The sequence below is a fragment of the Caulobacter sp. 05T431 genome (assembly GCF_056665975.1).
The window spans coordinates 1-2,779 of record NZ_JBFTKU010000048.1 but is presented as its reverse complement, the minus strand read 5'-3'; the positions used below and the strand labels follow the sequence as shown (position 1 = coordinate 2,779).

4 protein-coding genes are annotated in these 2,779 nt (G+C 70.1%); 1 reads left to right on the top strand and 3 read right to left on the bottom strand.

The features are described 5' to 3' along the window. The coding region (locus tag AC1U89_RS24425) for a DUF2155 domain-containing protein (RefSeq protein WP_479902202.1) at window positions 1–540 on the top strand (540 nt) is incomplete at its 5' end. Here AC1U89_RS24425 and aat read toward each other — a convergent pair. The 3 genes from aat to accB form a co-directional block, all read right to left on the bottom strand. After that, complete coding sequence (gene aat / locus AC1U89_RS24420; protein WP_479902201.1) at window positions 477–1,130, bottom strand: leucyl/phenylalanyl-tRNA--protein transferase; 654 nt, start codon at window positions 1,128–1,130, stop codon at window positions 477–479. The two genes, AC1U89_RS24425 and aat, sit on opposite strands and share 64 nt — an antisense overlap. A 21-nt stretch (window positions 1,131–1,151) precedes the next feature. Then, window positions 1,152–2,495: an acetyl-CoA carboxylase biotin carboxylase subunit gene (accC, locus tag AC1U89_RS24415; RefSeq protein WP_479902200.1), complete on the bottom strand. Its 1,344-nt coding sequence runs from the start codon at window positions 2,493–2,495 to the stop codon at window positions 1,152–1,154. Window positions 2,496–2,500: 5 nt separating this feature from the next. Next, the coding region (gene accB / locus AC1U89_RS24410; protein ID WP_479902199.1) for an acetyl-CoA carboxylase biotin carboxyl carrier protein at window positions 2,501–2,779 on the bottom strand (279 nt) is incomplete at its 5' end.

Here is a 2,779-nt window from a genome sequence, read left to right as displayed (position 1 = left end):
GTCCAGCCGCGACCCGCGCCGACGCCGCGGCCGGCGCCGACCGGCCCCGGGGCCCAACCGATCGTCCCGCAGCCCAGCGCGACGACKACCTCGACGCCGCCCGCGGCCTCCGCCGCGCCGGCCCAGCCCGCGCCGGCCGCCAAGCCCGCGACGACCGAACCCGAGAAGCCGCCCGAGCCCCTCAAGCGTGCCCGGTCGTCCGTCGCCATCCTCCAGGCCCTGGACAAGGTGACGACTGRGACGATGCGGTTCGAGGCGCCGGTCGGCCAGCCGATCCGCTACAAGACCCTGGTGTTCACGGTCCGCGCCTGCGAGACGACCGCGCCGGACGAGGACGCCCCGGACTCGATCGCCTACGTCACCGTCGACACCCAGCCCAAGGCGCTGCCGGGCCGTGTGGCGCCGCCCGGACGTCAAATCTTCAAGGGCTGGATGTACGCCAACTCGCCGGGCCTGAACCCGCTCGAGCATCCGGTCTATGACGCCTGGCTGATCGCCTGCAAGACCTCGGCCCCGGTCGCGCCGGCCGCCAGCCGATAGAAGTCGGCCTGGGCCGTCCAGGCCCGGCCCAGGCGACGGCGATAGTCGGCGCGTGAGATTTCCACCGTCCCGAACTGTTCGAGATGCTCGGTGATGAACTGGGTGTCGAGCAGCCGGTAGTCGCCGGCGATCAACCGTCCGGCCAGATGGACCAGGGCCACCTTGCTGGCGTCGCGGCGGGTCGAGAACATGCTCTCGCCGAAGAAGCAGGCCCCGAACGACACGCCGTAGAGGCCGCCGACCAGGTCGTCGCCATCCCAGCACTCGACGCTGTGCGCCAGGCCGCGCGCGAACAGCTGGCCGTAGAGGCGCTGGATCGGCGTGTTGATCCAGGTCTCCAGCCGTCCGGGACGCGCGGCGGCGCAGGCCTCGACCACGGCGTCGAAGGCGGTGTCGATGCGGACCTCGAACGGTTCGGCCCGGACGGTGCGGGCCAGCCGGCGCGGGACGTGCACGCCGTCCAGCGGCAGCACGCCCCGGCGTTCCGGGTCGATCAGGAAGATGCTCTCGTCCTGGCGGGCGTCCGCCATGGGGAAGACGCCGCGCTCGTAGCAGGCGATGAGATCATCGACCGTGAAGGCGTCGTCCATGGCGATCCCAGACGTTGAGCCTTAGCCCTGCGCCTTGATCCAGCGCTCCAGCCAGTGGATGTCGTAATCGCCGGCCAGGATGTCGGGTTGCACCAGCAGGTCCTGGAACAGCGGGATGGTGGTCTCGATGCCGCCCACGACCATCTCGCMCAGGCAACGACGCAGGCGCGCGATGCACTCCTCGCGGTCGCGGCCGTGGACGATCAGCTTGCCGATCAGGCTGTCGTAATAGGGCGGGATCGCGTAGCCGGTGTAGATCGCCGAATCCAGCCGGACGCCCAGGCMGCCGGGGGCGTGGAAGTCGGTGATGGTGCCCGGCGAGGGCGTGAAGGTCCGCGCGTTCTCGGCGTTGATCCGGCACTCGATGGCGTGGCCCTCGAACACCACGTCGTCCTGGGTGAACGACAGCGGCAGGCCGGCGGCGATGCGGATCTGCTCGCGCACCAGGTCGATGCCGGTGATGGCTTCGGTGACCGGGTGTTCGACCTGCAGGCGGGTGTTCATCTCGATGAAGAAGAACTCGCCGTTCTCCCACAGGAACTCGATGGTGCCGACGCCGAGATAGCCGATGGCCTTGACCGCATCGACGACGATCTTGCCGATCTTGGCGCGGTCCGCCGCGCCCAGGGCGGGCGAGGGGGCTTCTTCCAGGACCTTCTGGTGGCGACGCTGCAGCGAGCAGTCGCGTTCGCCCAGGTGCACCACGTTGCCGTGGCTGTCGGCGATGACCTGCAGCTCGATGTGGCGCGGCTTCTGGAGGTAGCGCTCCATGTAGACCGTGTCGTCGCCGAACGCCGCGCGGGCCTCCGAGCGGGCGGTCGAGACCGCCTCGGCCAAGTCCTCGCGGGTCTGGGCCACCTTCATGCCGCGACCGCCGCCGCCCGAGGCGGCCTTGATCAGCACGGGGAAGCCGATGCGCTCAGCGGCCTCGAAGGCCTCTTCCTCGGTCKAGACGCCGCCATCCGAGCCGGGGACGACCGGGATGCCCGCGTCCTTCACGGCCTGCTTGGCGGTGATCTTGTCGCCCATCATCCGGATGTGCTCCGGCTTGGGACCGATGAAGGTGTAGCCGTGCGCGCCGACGATCTCGGCGAAGCGGGCGTTCTCGGACAGGAAGCCGTAGCCCGGGTGGATCGCCTGGGCGCCGGTGATCTCGGCGGCCGCGATGATCGACGGGATGTTCAGGTACGACTTGGCGGCCGAGGCGGGGCCGATGCAGACGCTCTCGTCGGCCAGGCGCACCCACATGGAGTTGGCGTCGGCTTCGGAGTGCACGGCCACGGTGGCGATGCCCATTTCCTTGCAGGCGCGGTGAACCCGGAGCGCGATCTCGCCCCGGTTCGCGATGAGGATCTTGTCGAACATGAGCGTTACTCGATGACGACGAGCGGCTCGCCGAACTCGACGGGCTGGGCGTCGGCGACCAGAATCTCGACGACCTTGCCGGCCTTGGGGGCCGAGATCGGGTTCATGGTCTTCATGGCCTCGACGATCAGCAGCGTCTGGCCGGCGCTGACGGTGTCGCCGACCTTGATGAAGGCGTCCGCGCCCGGCTGGGGCGACAGGTAGGCAGTGCCGACCATCGGCGACTTGACCGCGTCGCCGCGGGCGGCGGCGGCCGGAGCGGCGGCTTCGACGGCGGGGGCGGG

Coding starts and splice junctions, on each gene's coding strand:
- aat (WP_479902201.1), bottom strand. CDS start 1,130: ATGGACGACGCCTTCACGGTCGATGATCTCATCGCCTGCTACGAGCGC.